General features: G+C 46.2%; 18 protein-coding genes. 15 read left to right on the top strand and 3 right to left on the bottom strand.

Annotation, left to right across the window (positions count from 1 at the left end):
- Positions 1-25 precede the first annotated feature (25 nt).
- From AC0YNW_RS13650 to glnA, 3 genes are all read left to right on the top strand, one after another.
- Positions 26-1270 (top strand): methionine gamma-lyase family protein, encoded by a 1245-nt coding sequence (locus AC0YNW_RS13650; RefSeq protein WP_475832697.1) that lies wholly within the window; start codon positions 26-28, stop codon positions 1268-1270.
- 61 nt (positions 1271-1331) lie between these two features.
- Entirely contained in the window at positions 1332-1742 is a 411-nt protein-coding gene (locus AC0YNW_RS13645) for a MerR family transcriptional regulator (RefSeq protein ID WP_119799669.1), read from the top strand.
- A gap of 26 nt (positions 1743-1768) precedes the next feature.
- Positions 1769-3097, top strand: coding sequence for a type I glutamate--ammonia ligase (gene glnA / locus AC0YNW_RS13640; RefSeq protein ID WP_387473431.1), 1329 nt, complete (start codon positions 1769-1771; stop codon positions 3095-3097).
- A 123-nt stretch (positions 3098-3220) separates the two neighbouring features.
- On the opposite strand, the gene AC0YNW_RS13635 is transcribed toward glnA, so the two are convergent.
- A complete protein-coding gene (locus AC0YNW_RS13635; protein WP_475832463.1) occupies positions 3221-4021 on the bottom strand; it encodes a DUF2935 domain-containing protein in 801 nt (266 codons plus the stop codon).
- Positions 4022-4674: 653 nt separating this feature from the next.
- Between AC0YNW_RS13635 and AC0YNW_RS13630 the strand changes: the two genes are divergently transcribed.
- From AC0YNW_RS13630 to AC0YNW_RS13610, 5 genes are all read left to right on the top strand, one after another.
- Positions 4675-5169, top strand: coding sequence for a TlpA family protein disulfide reductase (locus AC0YNW_RS13630; RefSeq protein WP_475832462.1), 495 nt, complete (start codon positions 4675-4677; stop codon positions 5167-5169).
- Positions 5169-5642, top strand: coding sequence for a hypothetical protein (locus tag AC0YNW_RS13625; protein WP_475832461.1), 474 nt, complete (start codon positions 5169-5171; stop codon positions 5640-5642). Before AC0YNW_RS13630 ends, AC0YNW_RS13625 begins: the two co-directional genes overlap by 1 nt.
- A 47-nt stretch (positions 5643-5689) precedes the next feature.
- Positions 5690-6091, top strand: coding sequence for a hypothetical protein (locus AC0YNW_RS13620; RefSeq protein ID WP_387473421.1), 402 nt, complete (start codon positions 5690-5692; stop codon positions 6089-6091).
- Entirely contained in the window at positions 6088-7911 is a 1824-nt protein-coding gene (locus AC0YNW_RS13615) for an ABC transporter ATP-binding protein (protein WP_475832460.1), read from the top strand. The genes AC0YNW_RS13620 and AC0YNW_RS13615 overlap by 4 nt, the downstream gene beginning before the upstream one ends.
- Positions 7912-8045: 134 nt before the next feature.
- A complete protein-coding gene (locus AC0YNW_RS13610; RefSeq protein WP_475832459.1) occupies positions 8046-8243 on the top strand; it encodes a hypothetical protein in 198 nt (65 codons plus the stop codon).
- A 112-nt stretch (positions 8244-8355) separates the two neighbouring features.
- On the opposite strand, the gene AC0YNW_RS13605 is transcribed toward AC0YNW_RS13610, so the two are convergent.
- Positions 8356-8532: a YjfB family protein gene (locus tag AC0YNW_RS13605; RefSeq protein WP_387473413.1), complete on the bottom strand. Its 177-nt coding sequence runs from the start codon at positions 8530-8532 to the stop codon at positions 8356-8358.
- Between the two features lie 162 nt (positions 8533-8694).
- The gene (gene lexA / locus AC0YNW_RS13600) at positions 8695-9315 is read right to left on the bottom strand and encodes a transcriptional repressor LexA (protein WP_387474262.1); all 621 of its coding nucleotides are present in this window, start codon (positions 9313-9315) and stop codon (positions 8695-8697) included.
- 1517 nt (positions 9316-10832) lie between these two features.
- Here lexA and AC0YNW_RS13595 point away from each other — a divergent pair.
- Genes AC0YNW_RS13595 through AC0YNW_RS13565 form a run of 7 tightly spaced genes read left to right on the top strand, consistent with a single transcriptional unit; the run spans position 10833 to position 17199 of the window.
- Positions 10833-11441, top strand: a complete 609-nt coding sequence (locus tag AC0YNW_RS13595; protein ID WP_475832458.1) for a histidine phosphatase family protein — start codon at positions 10833-10835, stop codon at positions 11439-11441.
- Positions 11442-11465: 24 nt separating this feature from the next.
- Positions 11466-11903, top strand: coding sequence for an NUDIX domain-containing protein (locus AC0YNW_RS13590; RefSeq protein WP_475832457.1), 438 nt, complete (start codon positions 11466-11468; stop codon positions 11901-11903).
- Positions 11893-13395 (top strand): class I adenylate-forming enzyme family protein, encoded by a 1503-nt coding sequence (locus tag AC0YNW_RS13585; protein ID WP_475832456.1) that lies wholly within the window; start codon positions 11893-11895, stop codon positions 13393-13395. The genes AC0YNW_RS13590 and AC0YNW_RS13585 overlap by 11 nt, the downstream gene beginning before the upstream one ends.
- A gap of 24 nt (positions 13396-13419) precedes the next feature.
- Positions 13420-14070: a nucleoside deaminase gene (locus tag AC0YNW_RS13580; RefSeq protein WP_475832455.1), complete on the top strand. Its 651-nt coding sequence runs from the start codon at positions 13420-13422 to the stop codon at positions 14068-14070.
- A 23-nt stretch (positions 14071-14093) separates the two neighbouring features.
- Positions 14094-14348, top strand: coding sequence for a phosphopantetheine-binding protein (locus AC0YNW_RS13575; RefSeq protein WP_475832454.1), 255 nt, complete (start codon positions 14094-14096; stop codon positions 14346-14348).
- A gap of 36 nt (positions 14349-14384) precedes the next feature.
- Entirely contained in the window at positions 14385-15707 is a 1323-nt protein-coding gene (locus tag AC0YNW_RS13570; RefSeq protein ID WP_475832453.1) for a radical SAM protein, read from the top strand.
- Complete coding sequence (locus AC0YNW_RS13565) at positions 15685-17199, top strand: Gfo/Idh/MocA family oxidoreductase (protein ID WP_475832452.1); 1515 nt, start codon at positions 15685-15687, stop codon at positions 17197-17199. Before AC0YNW_RS13570 ends, AC0YNW_RS13565 begins: the two co-directional genes overlap by 23 nt.
- Positions 17200-17205: the final 6 nt, after the last annotated feature.

The raw sequence follows: 17205 nt of genomic DNA, 5'->3' as shown, positions 1-17205 counted from the left end.
GGAACTATGGGAAAGCCTGCTCCAAATGGCAGAAGAAGAGGAAGAGCGGGTTGTCGAAGCGTTCCGCAGAATCGATCGAACTGCGGAACGCAATCAATGGAAGGTCATTGAGGCGTTCAAGCGCCATCGAGTCAGTGATTATCACTTTGCCGGATCGACAGGCTACGGCTACAACGACCGCGGGCGTGAAGTTCTGGATTTGGTATATGCAGATGTATTCGGCGCGGAAGCGGCGCTGGTGAGGCCGCATTTTGCATCCGGTACACATACGATCAGCTGCGCTCTTTTCGGGCTGCTTCGACCCGGTGACGAGCTGCTCTATATAACGGGCAAGCCCTATGACACGCTTCATAAGGTCATTGGCAAGCCGGGTGACGGCAAGGGCTCTTTGCAGGATTGGGGGGTAGCCTATAACGAGGTTGCGCTGCTTCCTGACGGAGATTTGGATTGGGGCGGAATCGAATCGGCGTTGACGGAAAAAACCAAAGTGATCGGCATTCAACGATCGCGCGGGTATGACTGGCGGTCGAGCTTTACCGTGCAGCAAATCGGTGATATGATCCAGCGTGTCAAAGCGCTGAAGCCGGACGTACTGGTCTTTGTAGACAATTGTTACGGCGAATTCACAGAGCTCACGGAGCCGACACAGGTGGGAGCAGATCTGATTGCCGGTTCACTGATCAAAAATCCGGGCGGCGGACTTGCGGAGACCGGCGGGTATGTGGCAGGGACCCAGAAGGCAGTGGAGGCTGCTTCCTACCGGCTGACCGCCCCGGGCATTGGCGGCGAGGTCGGCGCTATGTTGGGGACGATGCGTTCGATGTACCAGGGGCTTTTCCTGTCCCCTCATCTGGTGGGACAAGCCTTGAAGGGCAGCGTCTTTGCGGCTGCGATGTTCGAGCGCCTCGGCTTCGAGAGCAAGCCGCATTGGCGAGAGCCTAGAACGGATCTGATCCAAGCGGTTCGCTTCGGACAAGCCGATCATCTCATTGCATTCGTGCAGGGCATTCAAGAAGCAGCGGCTGTGGATGCTCATGTCGTCCCAGAGCCGTGGGATATGCCGGGTTATGAGAATCCTGTCATTATGGCAGCCGGCACCTTTATCCAGGGGGGCAGTCTGGAGCTGTCGGCGGATGCGCCGATCCGTGATCCGTACATCGCCTATATGCAAGGCGGTCTGACGTATGCCCATGCCAAATATGGTGTATTGATCGCGTTAGCTAAGCTCGTCCAAAAAGGTTTGGTTGTGATTAAACCTTACACAACTTGACACATTTATAGCTCAACGATACAATGAACCTATAAATGAGCGACTGGAAGGTTGATGCGACATGGCTGATGAAATTCGCAGGAATATGGCCTTATTTCCAATAGGCATCGTTATGAAGCTGACGGATCTAACGGCCAGACAAATCCGTTATTATGAGCAGCATGAGCTGATCGTGCCGGCACGCACGGCCGGTAATCAGCGGTTATTCTCGTTCAACGACGTAGAACGGCTGCTCGAAATCAAGTCTCTAATCGAGAAGGGCGTTAATATCGCGGGCATTAAGCAGGTCATGAATCCGGTATCCAAGGAATCGGATGATGCGACGATCGTCAGCGAGCAGTCCGAGGTGAAGCGCCGCGAGCTGTCGGACCAGCAGTTGCATCGCCTGCTGAAGCAGCAGCTTCTTGAGAAGAGACCGGGGCAAGCGTCCATGATTCAGGGACAGTTAACCCGTTTCTTAAATAAACGGTAGTGAAATCGACTTAAGGAGATGATCTAATGAGCTACACGAAAGAAGACATCAAGCGTATTGCAGAAGAGCAGAACGTACGGTTTATCCGCCTTCAATTTACCGATTTGCTCGGGACGATCAAAAACGTCGAAATACCGGTTAGCCAGCTGGACAAGGCTCTTGATAATAAAATGATGTTCGACGGTTCTTCCATTGAAGGTTACGTTCGTATCGAAGAATCTGACATGTACTTATACCCTGATCTGGATACCTGGGTTGTGTTCCCCTGGGTAGCAGAGGATCGTGTCGCAAGACTGATCTGCGATATCTACATGCCGGACGGCACGCCGTTCGCAGGCGACCCGCGCGGCATTCTGAAGCGCGCTCTGAAGGAAGCCGAGGAGATGGGCTACACGGCGATGAACGTCGGTCCTGAGCCGGAGTTCTTCCTGTTCAAGACGGATGAGCGCGGCGAGCCGACGACAGAGCTGAACGATCAAGGCGGCTACTTCGATCTGGCGCCGATGGATCTGGGCGAGAACTGCCGCCGCGAGATCGTGCTGACGCTGGAGGAGATGGGCTTCGAGATCGAGGCTTCCCACCATGAGGTAGCTCCTGGGCAGCATGAGATCGACTTCAAATATGCCGACGCCATCAAAGCGGCGGACCAAATCCAAACGTTCAAGCTTGTCGTTAAAACGATCGCGCGCGTACACGGCCTGCATGCGACCTTTATGGCGAAGCCGCTATTCGGGGTTAACGGTTCGGGCATGCACTGTCACCAGTCGTTGTTCCAAGGCAGCACGAACGCGTTCTACGACGAGTCGGACAAGCTTGGCCTTAGCGATACCGCTCGTTATTACATGGCAGGCGTGCTGAAGCATGCCCGTGCTATGGCAGCTATTACGAATCCGACGGTCAACTCGTATAAGCGTCTGGTTCCCGGCTATGAGGCGCCTTGCTATGTCGCTTGGTCGGCAAGCAACCGCTCGCCGATGATCCGTATTCCGGCATCGCGCGGTCTCTCGACTCGCGTCGAAGTTCGCAACCCGGACCCGACAGCGAATCCGTATCTAGCGCTTGCCGTTATGCTGAAGGCTGGCCTGGACGGCATCCGCAATCAGACTCCGCTTCCAGCGCCAATCGATCGCAACATCTATATCATGACGGAGGAAGAGCGGATAGACGAAGGAATTCCAAGTCTGCCGGTTGACCTGAGAGAGGCATTGGACGAAATGCTGAAAAGCGATATCGTCTGCGAAGCGCTCGGCGACCATGCGCTGGCTCACTTCTACGAGCTGAAGGAAATCGAATGGGATATGTACCGCACGCAAGTTCACCAATGGGAACGCGATCAGTATTTGACGCATTACTAATAGGGGAATTTCAGTAATAACAAGGGTTTAAAGGGATGTTGTTTCGGGGGCAGTCGAGTAATTCGACTCGATTGCCCCTGAAATGCTCCCTTTTTTGAGCTTAAAGGACTTACATTTCAAAGCTTAAGCAGAATTTCCAGTTAGACTGTTTTCAAACATATCGATGATAATAAGGAAATGTTCTGCTTCTCGAAATACATGATCCGCCAATAACGGATGAATGATGCTTTTAATACGGCAGGCTTCAATTAGTTCTCGAGCTGTTTTTTTGAAATCGCGTAGTGATTTAACAGAAACCCTGTTTTGATCCAGAAATTGATCAAGCAGCGGAACCGTTTGCGATTGAGGACGCATAGATTCCAGGTCCTTTGCTTGAAAGAGCAAGGTGTCAAATTCTTGACTGAAGTTATTGGCTTGTTCCACTAGCTGCCGCTCGGAGGGATCAAGCAAGTGGCTAATGAATTTGGCGTGATCAGCCATAATTCTTAGGAAAAAAACATTTTCATCAATGATCGCATCGGGCAGAGGTTCCAAGCGACCGGTGTTTAATTCCGACAAACGATTTCTGAAATAATTAGCTTCTCTGCTTACATGATCAACTAACAAGGGGAAGTTGTTTGCTCCCGGGAGCTGGCATGTCAATATTAATCCGAGCACTTTTCTTTTAAAAGCCCAAATATAAGAAACTGCAGTGTGCACCTCTTCATTGAATCTTTTAATGACAGTTGGATCAGTTCCAATAGTAAATGCGTTTGATTTATGTTCGATGGCTTCAAAGATGGCATAGAAATGATTAGCTTCATTAATCAATTGGGTATCCTCACAACGGAAACCCAATTTAAGAAAAAGAGAATGCTCTTTCATAATGCGCGACCAAAACCTTACTTCTTCTAAAGAACGTGCTACAAATGACTGATCTAACAATGGCAGCATCTCCCTTGAGACCGTAATCTTTAAGAGTACTGTATGAAGGGACAATTTGTACTATTCACTTACCCCGAACGTTTCAGCCCACGCAAGACTATTTCTCATCATTTGTATGAATGCTTATCCACCCAATACCTCCAAGTAAGTTCGTTTTTGTTCACTTAGCCGCAGTTCATTTCCTGGTCTATAGTAAAATATCCCTAATTTCTTGGATACTGACATCATTCTGCTATCTACGCGTTGAATCTTGTCGAATCCTGTAATGTTTTGTAAACTTTCGTTGAAACCGTTTACATTTGTAGATAATGGTTATATATTGTTAACTATCGAAGGAAGATTTGCTAAATATATCATAAATTAAACTTAAGGTGATAGATTTAATTGCTTGTTCTGGCATTAATGAAAGGAGGTGAACAATAATGGCATGTCCAAATGGATGTAGATCTACGGTATGGGTTACTTATTGCACAAGCTATTGCCCAGGCGCGAATAGCCACACAAGAAGAAGAGTATTAGTATGCCCTTCGGAGAACTGCAGCGTTAACGGGCCTTGTGATTGCTGGTAAAATTAGGTTTCATAGAGAATCTCTCAACTAACTTGAGAGATTCTCTTTCTGCTATTCCGTTACGGAAAAAGGGGGGAAACAGCGATGAATCAGATGGAGAAGGAACGACCATCTTTTTTGAGAGTGGAAGAAGGATTGCAAATTGGCGACTACATGCCTAATATACGGATTCCCAATTATGATTCTTTGCACTTATATGATTTTATAACCGATTATTTGTTGCTGGCTACGATTAGCACGACCTGCGCGCCTTGTCTTCCCGCTATGGAGGCGATCGACGCTTTGATCAAGCGATATCCCGGCATAAATCTAATTATCTTCATGGATACGGAAGAAGAGACATTCGAGCAAGCGAAGCAAATATTTCACTCGTCTGCGCGTTTGTATCATGCCACGGACAATGTCATGTTCGGCGAACTGAAAACTCGCGGTTATCCATGGGCGTTCGGTCTGAATGCGGAGGGGCAAATCATTACGATTGAACATGCTGGCAGCATGGAGTATTTGGAGAAGCTTTTGTTTCCTTTCAAAAGGTTTTTGGAGCCACAGGCGGCGGTTGCGATGAAGGAGGGGCTGTGATGAGCAAACTTAGCTTTCGAGATTTGTTTAAGCGGGAAACCTTGGAGAGGGAGCAGTCCTATACTTCCGGTCCGGAAGAAACCGTGGAGCAACCCTTTATCCCCGGGGCGCCCTTCCCTGACCTGGCATTGGACGCCAGGCTGGCGGATGCCGAGAAGGCGGCTGTTCTTTTCGTATCTTTAACCTGCAGCAGCTGTATCGATTTGCTTCCGGAGCTTGTTGCTTTTTCCGCTAGTTTCGATGGGCTGCTCTTAGTTGTCAGCAGCGGACTGAAGGAAGAGAACGAGGAGCTTGTCCACTATTACGACTATTCCTTCCCCGTCATTACGATGGAGGAGAACATTTATAAAGCGAAATTCGGTCTGGAGGCGACTCCGGCGGCCATTGTGCTGGAAAAGGGCTTGATGATGCAACGTTTTACGATCCAGCACATCGGGCATTTGAACGAGCAGATCGGGATTCAAATAGGTTAGACCAAACAGTTGAGGATGCCATTCCATATTAGAGGGGAAGTTGCCTAATGCACCCAGCCATAAGCGGACAGCTTATTATAGCGGATCAGGTTATTGACAATTATGAAGCCAGAGCCCACTGCATTCAGAATGTGCGCAATGTCGTGCACATCCGTACATATCCATCGGTTACGCTTTTTTATTTGTGGGCAAAGGTATTGTTTTTTGGCATGGATCAAGGGGTCGTATGGATCAAGGTATACGATGATGATCATCAGATCGTATGGGAGAAGAAATGCGAGGGGCTAGTCAATAAACGCGTATCCCCGGCCCCGGCCGGTATCGACATGGCGTTCCAGCCGCGCTTTGTCGTGCATGACGAGGGACTGTTTCACTTTGTTATGACGGATGCCGACGGTGCAACTTTGGCCCATTACCCGCTCTATATCGCCCGCCCGGAGCCGGCATGAACGAATCGAACGGCAAGCTGCGCACCTTCGGCTTATTGATTCCGATACTGTGGAAAATCTCAAGTGTGGCGCTTGTCATTCTCATTGGTCTCACAATAGCCCAAGCGTTTATTCCGATCGTGCAGCTTGCGCTTACAAGCAGACTGGTTGAAGAAGCGGCGCAGCTCTTTCAAGGGAATAGTGAAGATGGCATGCGAGGCGTGCAGATTCTTGTAGGGCTGCAGCTTGCTTTGCTCCTGTCCGGGGCGGTGATGGGGGGCATATTCAAATACACGCAGCAATACTTTAATCAGCGAGCCACGTTATACTTCGATGAGCTATTGTCGACGAAGGTGAACCGGCTGCCGCTTTCTTATTTTGATAACCATATCAATTATGACCGGCTGCAACGCACCTCCTTTAGCATGCAGCTTCAAGGCATCGGCATTATTTTTACAATCCTGACGATGATTCAGAATATGATTACGGTGGTTGGCTTTATCGTTGTGCTTTATCAATTTCATTGGTTGCTGTCGCTTGGCATGCTGCTTCTTGTGGTGCCTATGTTAGGGTCCTACCTCTACGAAAGCAAAGCGATGTTCAAGCTGATCATTCATCAGACGCCTGATGAGCGCATGTCATCCTATATTAGCAATTTACTGAAAAGCAGGGAAGGAGCCAAGGAGATTCGCGTATTTGAATTGGCTTCTTATTTGATAGCCAAGTGGAAGCGGATCGCCTTAAGAAATGTCGGCCGGCTGCTTGCCCTGGAGCGAAAAACGATTGGCATTACCTACGGGGTGCAGCTGTTCACGTTGACGCTGCTAAGCGGGATGCTTCTGTTCGCCTTGCATACCGGATCAACCGGGGGGCTGGTGATCGGTCAATATGTTGCGCTCGCCCAAGCGTTATTCAGCTCCCAGTCGCTTATGCAAGGGCTGGCCCAGGGCTACTCCAACATTCATCAGGGCTTGCTACACGCGAATGAGATGATTTCATTTGTGAATCTTCCTGAAGGGAACGGGAAGGAGGGAGACCAGGAGTTTCCGTCTCCAATCCGGCAAGGCATAACGGTAGAGCAGCTGTCCTTTCACTATGACGGGGCTCCTGGTCCGGCGATCGACAGCATAAGCTTTTCAATAGGAGCGGGCGAAACGATTGCCATTGTCGGGGACAACGGAGCGGGCAAGAGCACGCTGGCCAAATGCTTGCTTGGATTATACGCTCCGGACAAAGGCTCCATTGCAGTTGACGGGATAGCGTATGCGCATCTAACTTCCGACAGCCTTCGAAGCCGCATGAGCGCGATCTTTCAAGACTTTGTCCAGTTTCCCTTTCCCGTATGGGAGAATATTGGTTTAGGAGCAATCAGCGACCTGAGCAACCGGGACAAGCTTCAGACATCCAGCGAAGAAGCGAATACCGCTTCCTTTATCGATAAGCTGCCCCAGGGATGGGATACTGTCCTTGGTGTTCAATTCGACGGCGGCCATGAGCTGTCCTATGGTCAATGGCAGCGTATCGCGCTGAATCGGGCTTTCTACCGGGAGTTTGAGCTCATTGTATTGGACGAGCCTACTGCTTCGCTTGATCCCATGACCGAAGCGGCTATCTTTGAGAACCTGATGAAGTTAACGAGTGGCAAAACATCGGTTTTTATTACTCATCGGCTTGGCAGCTGCCGGTTTGCAGATCGTATTCTGGTGCTAAAGGATGGCCGTCTTGTGGAAGAGGGCCATCATGATGCATTAATGAGCCGGAATGGCGAGTACGCTGCGATGTTCCGCAAGCAAGCGGGCTGGTATACGAAGGAATGGGAGGAGCAGGCGCTTGGCGTGTAACCGCCGGTGCTGCTCCTTTTTCAGCTGGCCTCACGTCTTGCGATTAACGGCTGAAAATAGTTAAAAACTTCATGTGACACGAACGTATGTTTTGGATATAATGAGAACATACATTCGTTCAGGCGGTGATTGGCATGGAGAGATTTCTCGGAAAAGTTGTACAGCTCATCTACATCGACAGGAAGAGAAATGTATCGATTCGTGATGTGCGGATTATTTCGGTAAAGGGCAAGCAATTCAAAGCTTATTGCTACTCGGCTGGGGCTATGCGTATCTTTAATGAGGATCATGTGGTGGATGTGGAAGTCTCCAAACAAGCCGGTAAAGCGTAGCAGGAAGAGATACGGGTTAGTTTTGGCAAGACGGAGTCAGACATTGGTCTAGGGTACTTCAACTGAAAAAGGAAACCAAAAGAAAAACCCGCAAACATCGCGGGTTGATTCATTACGCTCGAAGATCCAAGTTTTGACCGAGATTAGGGTCGAGGCTCTTGCCGATCATGTCTGCCAGCTGTTGTCCTTGCTGTTCAGCTTGTCCTTTGGCGATGCTAAGCATCTTGATGCCTACGGATTGGGCCAGCTTTGATTGGCCTAATGCTATCGATAATGCGCCAATATCCAAGTTATACACCTCCTACTAGCTATATCGGCAACTGACCTGTAAGGATGAAGGTACGATTCGGCAGTGTGGTGAACGAAGGGTGGAGGATTTAAGATAATATCTTTTATAATAAAAGGCTGCTGGAATGAATCATTCATTCCAGCAGCCTTCTTCTTGTGTAAATTAGTGAATATCGCGGAACAATCCGATGACCTTGCCGAGAATCGTGACGTTCTTCAGGCGGATTGGCTCCATCGTAGCGTTCTCTGGCTGGAGACGGATATGATCCTTCTCCTTATAGAACGTCTTGACGGTTGCCTCATCATCCTCCGTCATTGCAACAACGATCTCGCCGTTGTTCGCCGTCTGCTGCTGGCGAACGATGACGTAGTCGCCATTATGTATGCCCGCTTCAATCATACTTTCGCCGATAACGTTAAGAATAAAGACCTTGCTGTCCCCCACATAATGGGAAGGAAGGGGGAAATAATCCTCTATGTTCTCCGTAGCCGTAATCGGAATGCCGGCGGTAACCTTGCCCACGATCGGCACTTGCGCGACTGGAAACGGAATGACGTTGTCATTGTCGTCTTGGTTCAGGATCTCGATAGCGCGAGGCTTGGTAGGGTCGCGGCGGATGAAGCCTTTCTTCTCCAGCCTGTCCAGATGGCCGTGAACGGTGGAACTGGACAGCAGACCAACGGCTTCTGCGATTTCCCGAACGGAGGGCGGGTAACCCTTCTCCCGAACTTCCTGCTTGATAAATTCAAGGATCGAATGTTGCCGTTTGGACAGCTTCGACACGTACATCATCTCCATTCTTCTTATTGTGTCAAATTATAACACAGAACCGAAGTTCGTACAAACATAAGTTCTTAAGCACAAAGGTTCGTATTTTAGTATCGAACTTTAGTGTATTCTAGCCAAATTAAAGTAGTTGAGTATATGTAATCAACTGTACCCGCAAAAAGCTAAATTGACGTCTTGTTTGAATAATCGGAAACTTTAACCAAGACTATGCAGCGTTAACAATGGTAGCACTCCGAGAGCGCTGAATTGTAAAAGATCGATGTACCTGATCGCAACATTTCAGCTTGAAACGCTCAAATAGATTGTTAGCCAGCAGTTTGAGCAACATTGATTGAAGAAACGCTATATGTCATGGCTCTCACGCCCTAATGGTGACTACCCCTTCATACTGCCAGAACAGGTCAAATTCGAACTGAGGATGATCGTCGTCGTATGTTGTATCTTGCTGATAACAACGACCTGCCTTGTATTGTCCCAACTTGTTGCTTAGTAGCACAAGAAGACGATACCTTCAATGACCCAATCTTATTCGACGAGGTGTGTCCAATGTTAGCAGGCATATGCTAGGCAAGAAGTTTGGTCCACTTCAGTTTGCCGACATATCCAATAGATTGCAACTCCCAATAGTCGTAGAAATCTTCGTCGCCAAAACCTACATAGCTGACTTTTCGTTCATCTAGATGCTTTAACGTCTGCATGGTAAATGGAAGGATATCACTAGAACTGCCTGTATTGCCTGATCGAAGCATGGCATTGATATGATGATTGACGCCAACAGAGGAGTCGTGCAGATTACCAAAAACGTTTCAACAGACGAATCCAAATCGAGAATAGCATGTTCGGGCAGTGTGGGAACGATGATGTCGAGAATCAGTTCCCTCAGCTTTGGTAGGAATGAATCCTGTGTCATGCCAAAACGGAGCAACTCCTATTGTGATAAGGAAGACGACCGCCTTGCCCATAACGGATTAAGGGATCCTGTCTAGCGATTTATAATGAAAGCTACGCTCACTGCAAAGCAGCCCCAAGACACTATTTCTATTTTTTTACAACCTCACTTTCATAATTTAAGGTAGACATATATAAACCATGGATTCTAGTTAAATATTGAATTATTTAGTAGAATACTATATAATGAAAAAGATTTTAATAATTTGTAAAAATCCATATTAAAGGTATTGCTGAGTAATAGTTCCGTTTGCTTTTTCTTCCCCATGATCTGCACCGTTTGCTATAAGAGCCAATTTACTTCAGGCGGTATCATTATATGATAAACTCCCCATTGCATAAGCCTGAGCTACTCATCAATTAGATATTACACTGCTTTTAAAAGCTTATTTTTCTCTAACCAGTCATCTAGAATCGTTTTTTTTTTAGTTATCGTATGAACTGTATGATAAACACTTTTGTGTTTCTATTTCATTTATTTAAATTCTGTAAAGAGCGATTTAGATTCATGAAATAGGGATGAATTTTAGTATGCACAGAAAATATTAAAGGAGAGTTTCTGTATGGAACTAATTGTATTGAGGCACGGTCAATCGGTTGCGGATATTGAAGAACGGATGGAAGGGAGAGCGGACTACCCACTTACCGATCTGGGGAGGGTACAAGCTGAAAAGGCGGCTCGAATCATTTCCGAAAAGTGGCAGCCGGATGTTATTTTCTCAAGTCCATTAAGCCGCACAGTTGAGTGTGCGGAAATTGTGGCGCGTGGTACCCGCTGCGAAGTTGTTCTTGATGATGATTTGCTGGATTGGAATCATGGGATTTTGGCCGGAATGCTAAGATCCGAAGCGTTTACGAAATACCCTGAAGTTCCCGGTGGAAGAAAACCGCATGAGGCGATAGAAGGCGGCGAATCGGATATTTCACTTCGTATGCGGGCGGAGACATTTATGTCCAAATTACTTAATTCCGGAGTTTATAAGGATAAAACGGTGCTGATTGTCAGCCATACGATGATGATAAATAAACTGTTTGAAGCTTTTATTGGCGTGCCGATGAACAGCGATATTCGTTTTGACGGAGTGGACACTGGTATCCACCACTGGAGGTATCGTGACGCCAGAAAATACATTTTATTGACGAATATGATCGACCACTTGCAAGTGCAATAGTTGCATGAATACGGAGGAGTATTTATGAAAAGCCATCCAAATTACAGGATTGCAGTCGAAATTATCATTATTCACGAGGGACGAGCCTTGTTAACCAAAAGGGCTGATAATTGCCAGGTAGGACCGGGCGTATGGTGCGTGCCTTCGGGCAAGGTCAAATACGAAGAGATTCCAATCCAAGCGTTGTATAGAGAGGCGAAAGAGGAAACGAAATTGGAAATTGAGTTTCTGCGCGAGCTTGATCAAAGAACATTCAAATCCCAAAGCACCGTAGAGGACATATATCGGCTCGTCTATACGTATTTGGCCAAGCCCAAAGGCGACGACATTAGCGGGCTTGCTATAAATGAAGAACACTCGGAATATGCATGGGTAAGCAAGCAGGAATTAAGCAATTTGAAATATAAGACGTTGCATGAAAAGCTAAAGAGAATTTTGGAGTATGTGCTTGATGAAGCATAAAATAAAAGATTTGTTGCTGGAAAAAAGCGAAAGCGATCGTTTGGCTGTCGTATTCAAGGATAAAAGAGTTACCTATAGACAACTGCACGAGTCGGTTATGGAAAAAACGAAGTTTGTAGAAAGGCTTGCGGTTTCCGGCATGTGCGCAGGCATTTTTTTACCGAACGGTTTGGATTACGTCACTGCATATTTTACGATTGCGTACATGGATAAAATTATTGTTCCGATCGGTACGAAGGCAAAAGCCCCCGAATTGATAAGCACAATCCGGTACTGCGGATTGCAATGTCTGTTTACGGATCGTGAGCATGCCGCTCTACTTAACCAGATGCTGCGCGAAGTATCTATTTCTGTCATTGTCATCGAAATAGATAGCCTGCGTATAAGCAGGATCGGGGATAAGGAATGCGGCATAAGCGGCCGGGCCATATCCGAGTTGGACGAACAGGAGCTTAAAGATGTGGCGATCATGCTGGGGACTTCTGGAACGACAAGCTTACCCAAAAGAGTCATGCTTACTCATCAAAATTTGCTGTCCAACATTAGATCAAACATTCAGTCGCTTGCCTTAACAGAAAAAGATAAAGTGTTGATTGCACTGCCCATGATTTTCGGGTACTGCAATTCAGCTCAATTTCTAACGCATATTTATCTGGGAGCCAGTGTAGTCATATTGGATGGGCTTTTTTCGCCGAATAAATGGATAAAAATAATATCTAATGAAAAAGTGACTAATTTCACAGCAGTACCGTCTATGCTGTTTATGCTGCTAACCCATAGGAACAGACAGCCTTACGATTTGTCTTCCTTAAAATACATTTGCTTTGGCGGAAGCTTTATGCCGCTCAATAAGCTAAAAGAATTAATGAAGTGCTTCCCTGCAGTCGGTTTTGTACATACCTATGGCCAAACAGAAGCAGCGCCCCGCGTAACGGCTCTTTTGTCTGAAGACTCCGTGCGGAAAATAGGTTCGGTGGGGAAAGCGATTCCTGGTGTAACAGTTCGCATTGCGCGTAAAGACGGTACTGACGCGGATATACGTGAAATCGGCGAAATTCTTGTCCATGGCGAAAATGTGATGAAGGGATATTATAAGGCGCCTGATGAAACGGCCAAAGCTCTGGCAAATGGATGGTTGCATACGGGGGATCTCGCTTATATAGATGAAGAAGGCTATCTCTATTTGACGGGAAGAGAAAAAAATATGATTATTAGCGGCGGCATCAATATTTATCCAGAAGAAATTGAAGAGATTTTATTGCAGCATCCGGCAGTCAAAGAAACAGTAGTAATGGGGCAAGCGGATGCCATGCTGGGCGAAAAGGTTATTGCAAAAGTTGTTCTAAATGAGCATCAATGGGAGACCCAGGAAGGGCGAATTATAAATTATTGCATGGACAAGCTTGCAGATTATAAAGTTCCAAGCCAGATCCTCTTTGTGGATGAACTTCCTAAAACATTAACCGGAAAAACGAAACGAACAGCCATTTAATCGTCATAGAAGGAGGAGAAAGGGTTGTGGAGGGAGTTGGACTATCCTTGGCAGCAAGTTTTTACGTTGGCTTGGGAGTCATTTAAAAACCATACCTTGCCCATAGGTGCGGCGGTGGTGGATGCCAACTTAAATTATGTTTCCACCGGACGAAATATGATATTCGATAGCACTTCTCAGCATCCGCTCGCCGGCACTTATATGGCTCATGCCGAGATGACGGCGCTTACTCATCTGAAACATAGTGAGCACCCCGAAATAAAATCGTATACATTGTACTCCACCCTGGAGCCATGTCCAATGTGCTTCGGAACAATGGCCATGATGCATGTGTATCATCTCAAATATGCCGCGCGAGACGGCTTTGCCGGCGCCGTCATATTAAAAGAAGCGATGGACTATTTGAAGCAAAAACCTATTGACATTTCGCGTGGAACGGATGAAATGGAAATTGTCCAAATTGTTTTGTTAACAGCTTATGAAAGAGAAAGAAAACATCCGCGCATGGAAGATATTCTTTCCAGTTGGCGCTCCTATGGCGAGCAGGCTGTGCAATTGGGCATTCGCTTGCATCACAACAATTGGCTGCGGGCGGCGGCGCAAGGCGGAGCGGAATTTTCCAAGGTTTACGATCAAATACTAGCAAGCTACAATGCAATGCACCATGCAAATTGATTTTATTTTGGGAGGACATTTAAATGTGTGACGTCGATGTTAAGTTGAAAGAAATTATTGGAAATCATTCCAAAAAGAGAATTGAAGATGGTTTGGAGATTACTCCAACCACGAGTCTCACGGATGATTTGGGATTCGATTCGATTTTGATGATCGAAATGATCATCAATGTCGAGATGGAGTTTGATCTTGAATTCGATGATGAGGAAATGAACTTTGATGAGATGAAGCGGTACGGTTCTCTGCTCGAGCTTGTGAAGAAAAAAGCGGCGGCCTAATTTGTTGCACGTGATTATACAAAAGGAGAGTTGTTTATGAATCATCTGTCCAAAAGATTAAAAAAAATGATTCAGGCAGGTTACTGGCCCGGCTTTATTATCGGGATGTATCCTAGCCATTTCGCCTATAAGCCTATTCGTATCGATTTTCAAAAAGCATGGGAAAACACAAAAGAAGTTAATTTGTACTTCCATATTCCTTTTTGCAAGTGGAGCTGCTCGTTCTGCACCTTTTTTAAGCTGGTAAAGGACGATGAGGACTATTACCGCAAATATATGAATCGGCTGAATGAAGAAATTTTGTTCTATAACCAATTTTTCAAAGAGAAAGTGAAGATCAAGTCCATTTGTTTTGGCGGAGGCACGCCGAACACGGTTTCGGTATCGGACTATGAGAAGGTATTCGACACGCTTGCCAAATGTAATGTGACGTTTGATGCCGATTTGGAGCCGTCCATGGAAATTTCGCCTGAAATTATTTCGAAGGAGTACATTGCCGATCTTGCAAAAGTTGGGATCAAACGGTTGAGCCTCGGCGTGCAAAGCTTGAAAGGTGACTTGCGCAAGGGCGTTAATCGGGACGAGTCGCTGGATATTCTCGGGGTGATTCATACGATTCGCAATAACGGACTAAATATTAACATTGATTTGATTAATGGCATAGTCGGCCAAAGCAATGACGACTTTATGGAGACGCTGGAGGACGTTGTGCAATTTGGTCCGGAGACGATATCTATCTACCCTCTTTCGGGCAAAAAGAGCAGCTTGTTTAAATCATCCTCCAACATTATGACGACTAAAGAAAAATATAAACTTTATGATTTGTATTATGAATATTTGCTGAATAACGGCTACGATTGCGAATCCCATGTGAAATTTATTAAAAAGAACCAGAACTCGACTCATCAGCAAAAAATTTATGAATATATGGGGACGGAAACCCTCGGTATCGGCAGCGGCTCCAGATCTTATAACAACCTTATCCATTACGGAACGTCAAGCTGGGAGGATGCCAAGCTGGTCAAGAAGGCTATCGAGGACTATTTGCACCAAGACTTTCATGATCTGGCGTGGTACGGATTCGAGATGAATGAGGAAGAAAATAAAAGAAGAACCGTTGTTTATGCCTGGTTTTTGGGAGTGCTGGACACAACGGCCTATTATGCGCGGTATCAATCTTCGCCTTGCGACGATTTTCCCGAGGAGTTTGAGGCGTTGAGCGATAATGAGCTTATATATTTCGAGGATGACAAGATCTATTTGACTGTAAAAGGAAGAAAGTATACGGATTTATGCGGAACCTTGTTCTGGAGCAAAAATATTACGGGAGTGTTCAATGAGGTACATTATGGTTCTTGAGCATGCAAATCAAATGAAGCATACAGAATTTTGCGATGAAACCGCCGAGTTGGAGGAAAGGGACAAAGAGCTTGTCCAATCGCTTGTTCTTGTCGGATTAGGTCCTCATGCCAAACGGATTTATATGCATTACTTCAAAAAATACGGGTTTATGCCCAAGTTAATCGTAGAACTGCAATCCAAACAGAATGAAGTGAACGAATATTTGACTTCCAACGGTTTGGATATCGCTACTTTATACGTATCGGACCAGTATCGGGACGCGGAGGAACTGCCGGAGCTATATGAAAAAAAGCTCCAAAAGCTGATTAAGGAACAGCAAATTACACATGCCATTATTTCAACTGAACCCAAGTCCCATTTCGCGTACTTGAAGTTTTTTATAGCTAACCGAATCCACACGCTGACGGATAAGCCCGTTACATCGCCCAAACATGTCAGCACACAAACCAGCATGGCTAAAAAGATTGTCGAGGACTATGAAGCGCTCGTAGATTTATATAAAGAGGCGCGCGCCGACGGAATGTATTGCGAGGTGCAATGCCAGCGCAGATGGCATCAGGGATACCAGTATATTCATTCCTTGTGCAAAGAAAGCATTGAGCAGTTTGGAGTCCCGATTACTCATTTCGACATCTATCATTGCGACGGCATGTGGAATATGCCGGATGAGTTTATTACTCGCGAGAACCATCCCTATAAATATGGATATGGGAAGCTGTTTCACAGCGGATACCACTTTATCGATTTGATGTGCTGGTTTATTAAATTGAACGATCTGTTGGATGCGAAAAAAACGGATAATGCCGAGCTATATACTGCGGCTGTAAGGCCGGATGACTTTATGGAAGTATTGAATGAGCGGGATTATGAGAAGTTGCTCGGCACCAATAAATTTAACCCTATTTTTTTGAATAAAGAGCAATATGGCTTTCAGCAATTTGGTGAATTGGATTTTTACAGCCTGATTCAATTCAATCGAGGGGAAAAGTCGATTACAACATGCAGCTTGAACTTGTTGCAGAGTGGGTACTCGCGGAGAAGCTGGACGGAGCTTCCCACAGACACCTATAAATCTAATGGCAGAGTCCGCCATGAGAGGGTGAACATACAATTAGGCCCGCTTATGAATATCCAGGTACACAGCTACCAATCAAAAGAAATCAAAGACCGCAATCAGGATACGGAAAACGGCACTGGTTCGGTCGAGCATTTTGAGATCTACATATTTCGCAACTCGGATCTGATAGGTGGAAAGCCATTTGAAAAGATTACAATAGACGATTTGTCGGAGGCGAAGGAAGGCGAGTCCTTTATCGGCTTTAATGAACAGGCGCGGGAGATGTGTATGCTGGACTTTTTGCGGGGAAATGCGCGCAACTCCGACCTGCTGGATCATAGTCTATCCACAAAAATTTTGTCGAATGCTTATCTATCCATGTGCAATCGTATAAGCGGACAATCACCCATAATCAGATTTAATCTGGTATAAAGGCGC

It is taken from the genome of Paenibacillus sp. J31R120, assembly GCF_056269225.1.
The sequence above is the reverse complement of the archived record's forward strand: the minus strand, read 5'-3'. Positions and strand labels throughout refer to the sequence as shown.